Genomic DNA, 3,839 nt, shown 5'->3' on the forward strand with positions numbered 1-3,839 from the left:
CACCCCGATCATCGTATCTTTTGTCACGGTTGCCGTCCTTTCCGCTCAGTGGTCTCAACACCACTTCTTTGGCACATTGCGATGCCGTCTGGGGAGGGCGGCAACCACCCCATCTGATTCAGAATCCGTGCTGGTGAGGGAGGTCGGCATGGATGGGTCAAGCTCTATCAATGGATTTGCGCAGGCGGCTGCTGGCTGCAATTGATGACGGGATGAGTTGCCGCGCTGCGGCGGTTCGCTTTGGGGTCGCGCCCTCGACAGCGATCCGCTGGCACGATCAGCGGCGCACGACCGGCACCTTTGCTCCCAAGCCTCAGGGTGGCGATACGCGATCGCGCCGGATCGAGGAGCGTCGAGCGGAGATCCTCGCCGTGTGGGAGGCGCGCAAGGACATCTCGCTTGAAGAACTGCGCCTGGCATTGATGGATCTGGACCTGCACGTCTCGGTTGCCGGGCTTCATCGCTTCTTCGTTCGTCACGGTATGACGCGCAAAAAAAGACTGGCCATGCGATCGAGCAGGACCGCCCCGATGTCCTGAACCAACGACATGACTGGTTCGATGGCCAACTCGATCTTGACCCCGAACGGCTCGTGTTCATCGACGAGACTTGGACCGCGACCAACATGACCCGCAGCCATGGCCGCTGCGCCAGGGGCGAGCGCCTGCGGATGGGCTTCCCGCACGGCCACCGCAAGACGACCACGCTGGTTGCCGGGTTGCGCATGACCGGAATGGTCGCGCCAATGGTGCTGGACGGCCCGATCAACGGCGACTGGTTCGAAGCCTATGTCACCCATGTTCTCGTGCCCGAACTGCGGCCCGGCGACGTCGTCATCATGGACAACCTGTCGAGCCACAAGCGCGCATCGGTGCGCGAGCGGATCGAAGCGGCAGGCGCAACCTTGCGCTTCCTCCCGCCCTACAGCCCAGACTTCAATCCTATCGAGAAGGCCTTCTCCAAGCTCAAGGCCATGCTCAGGAAGATCGGCGAGCGCACGGTGAGCGGCCTGTGGGACCTGATCGGCAGGCTCGTCGATATCTTCCAGCCCCGTGAATGCGCCAACTACTTCACATCATGCGGATATGATCCAGACTGATCGAAAAACGCTCTATCGCCCGCGTCGAGGTCGGCGATCAGGGCACGGACACGTGTTTCGTCGTTACAAATCTCAAGAAGGGCTCGCGCCGCCGGCTGTACGAGCAGGTCTATTGCCGGCGAGGCCAGGCGGAAAATCACATCAAGTCCTGAAAAACCCACCTCGCCGCCGATCGCACATCCTGCACCAGGACCACCGCCAACCAGCTGTGTTGCTCGATTCCGGTGCCTAGTGGCTCATGTGGGGCCCGCGTAGCGCCATGCCTAAAGATTCAACCTGGCGCACCGTCCAGTTCGATACTTTACGCCAGTGCCTCATCAAGATCGCTGCCCGCGTCACCGAATTGAAGACCCTTATCCCTATCCAATGGCCCACCGCCTGTCCCGACCAGAAAATCTTCCGCCTCGCCCTCGATCGCATCCCTCGCCTCATCACCTGAACCACAGGGCAGTGCACCTTCAAATCAAACCCCGCCCCTTCAACCCGTAAACCTCAATGACCCTGAAATCCGGATCATCCCCGGCAATGAAGCGGCGCGCGCGCCGCCTTCTCAAAATCCAAATCCTGGCCTGCGCTGATCAACCAGATGAATTTTACGGGGTAGAGGCACTTGATCTTGCCCGAACGCACGGACGTTAGGGCGCGAAGAGGGGCATAAACCTGTCATGCGTAACCTGGCACCCTTTTGCGTTCGAAGGGAGGACAGAACGATGACGAACGACCAATTCAGAGGCAGCATGTTGCATTTTACGTCTCGCCATCGTCAAACGCTGCGCTACTCATCGATCTGGCACGGTTGCGAGGTAGATCGATGAGCCCGCCATGAGATCGAAAGAGAGCCGTTCCATGCAAGTTGGTTCCGTGCAAGGCAAAGCGAAACGACTACCCGTTCTTGATGGCATGCGCGGGTGGGCAGCCCTTGCGGTCCTGGGCTACCATATGGGCCCGATGATGCCAGGATGGCACACCTTCCCCTACGGCTATCTCGCTGTCGACTTCTTTTTTGTTCTAAGTGGCTTTGTCATCGCGCATGCATATGGACCGACATTAAAGAAATCGGGGTCATTTCGTTCATTCTTAGCAATTCGGTTTATCCGATTATATCCATTATTGTTTCTTGGAACAATAATGGGAATCATAGTCTATGCTATTCGGTTAAATATAGCGAACCAAAGTCTAAGCCATGATGATATACTGATAGTATTTTTTTCTCTTTTCGCCATACCGGCGATCTGGATAGATCCATTTCCTGTAAATCCTCCCGTATGGTCTTTATTTTGGGAAGTAGTTTCCAACATATTATTTGCATTTTTCTACAGATATCTACGCATAAGACATATCTTATTAGTTTTATTTTTCCTTCTGATATGGCTCGCCAGTGCGGCGCTATCGAGCGGTAGCTGGCTAGAACTTGGTACCGTTCGCGAATTTTGGTGGGCAGGCCTGCCCAGATCCGGAAGCTTGTTCCTGATCGGAGTGCTGATTCAAGTTGCCGTACTACCGCGCATTGAAATCCAAACAAAGTCTCGACCTTGGGTCTACATCATATTGATACTATCCATGTCAGTGTCGATACCCACAACATTTCCACGAATATGGCTTGACGCAATATGCGCCATATTCCTATTTCCAGCAATTATCCTTTTCGCTGCAAATAGTTATGCCTGTTTGCCGCGAATATCCCATTTTTTTGGAGAATTATCCTATCCACTCTACGCGACGCATATGCCAATTCTTATCATATTCGGTGGAATTTTTGCACGACTGACTAATATAGAAAATCTATATATATTTATCAGCACATTATCGATAATAATTTCATATTCATATTTTGCACATCGATATTATGATATTCCCGTCAGACGTATATTAACAACAAAATTGTGTTGATCGTGATTGAAAATTCTTATCAGGACATTCCATGTTTATGCATGTAATTGGCGACGGTCGATTATTTCTACTGTTCAAAATCCTCTCAAGCCCGCAAGGCGACATCACCATGCCTGGCCACGAGAGCTATGGCAGATCCAAGGTCGTGACGCTTTGCAAGGCGTGACGTCGCTAAGCGTTCACCCTGTTTACCCATGCCGTCCAGCGCGCTTATCCAAATCTTGACGACCGTTCATACAGATGCGGTCAACGACCCCAGAGGAACCGCTGATCCTGCCAGCATTTGCCAAGAACCACCATGGCGCGAAATGTGCGAGGCGTAGCGCCGCCTGGCCTGCAGAACCAAGGCACCTACGCAGGACACGCAAGTCCGCAACATCGTCACCCGCCTCCGACACGCTGTATGGTGGCCGTGGACACACTGAGGGCTGCATCGAGGGATAGACGCCCAAATGCAGCAGCGAACGCCCTTTGTGCGGTTAAGCAAACATGTGCACCGCCGCTTTGGCATTTGCGTGGCACCTTGATCCGGCTAGCGCAAAGTCTCCGGCACCACCCATCACCGTGTTCGTAATATTACGCTTCAAGCATCGAGCGCGTGGCGCGCGTCCTCGATACCATATCCATATCTGCGTTGCGAACGATCGCGTCGATCCTGATGCCAACCTCTTACGCATCATTGCCACTACGCCCAGGCTGGACTGGTATAGTCCTTGGAACCGTTTGGCCCAAGTTGAACAGTGCTGGCGGAACACGCGGGGAACGCGAGATCGTAAGTATCTGATTTTGCTTGGGGTGAGTTTCGCGGCAAAATCGGATGTGCTAACAACATTTTGCCTCTGACTGGCGG

General features: G+C 54.1%; 3 protein-coding genes and 1 pseudogene. All 4 read left to right on the forward strand.

Translation table 11 applies throughout. The features are described from left to right. The coding region (locus tag HHL08_RS25440; RefSeq protein ID WP_206378095.1) for a hypothetical protein at positions 1–205 on the forward strand (205 nt) is incomplete at its 5' end. Continuing rightward, a protein-coding gene (locus HHL08_RS24985; protein ID WP_169575552.1) for an IS630 family transposase occupies positions 153–1,099 on the forward strand; the annotation gives its coding sequence in 2 pieces (ribosomal slippage) (positions 153–489 and positions 489–1,099; 948 coding nt in all). The genes HHL08_RS25440 and HHL08_RS24985, both read left to right, overlap by 53 nt. A gap of 5 nt (positions 1,100–1,104) precedes the next feature. Next, positions 1,105–1,538, forward strand: a pseudogene (locus HHL08_RS25870) (transposase); the annotation flags it as partial. 461 nt (positions 1,539–1,999) lie between these two features. Next, positions 2,000–2,989 carry an acyltransferase family protein gene (locus HHL08_RS26375; RefSeq protein WP_408021807.1) on the forward strand — a complete coding sequence of 330 codons (990 nt, stop codon included), beginning with the start codon at positions 2,000–2,002 and terminating at the stop codon, positions 2,987–2,989. The last annotated feature ends 850 nt before the right edge of the window (positions 2,990–3,839 follow it).

The organism is Sphingobium psychrophilum, assembly GCF_012927105.1.
In the GTDB taxonomy this organism is placed as follows: Bacteria; Pseudomonadota; Alphaproteobacteria; order Sphingomonadales; family Sphingomonadaceae; genus Sphingobium; species Sphingobium psychrophilum.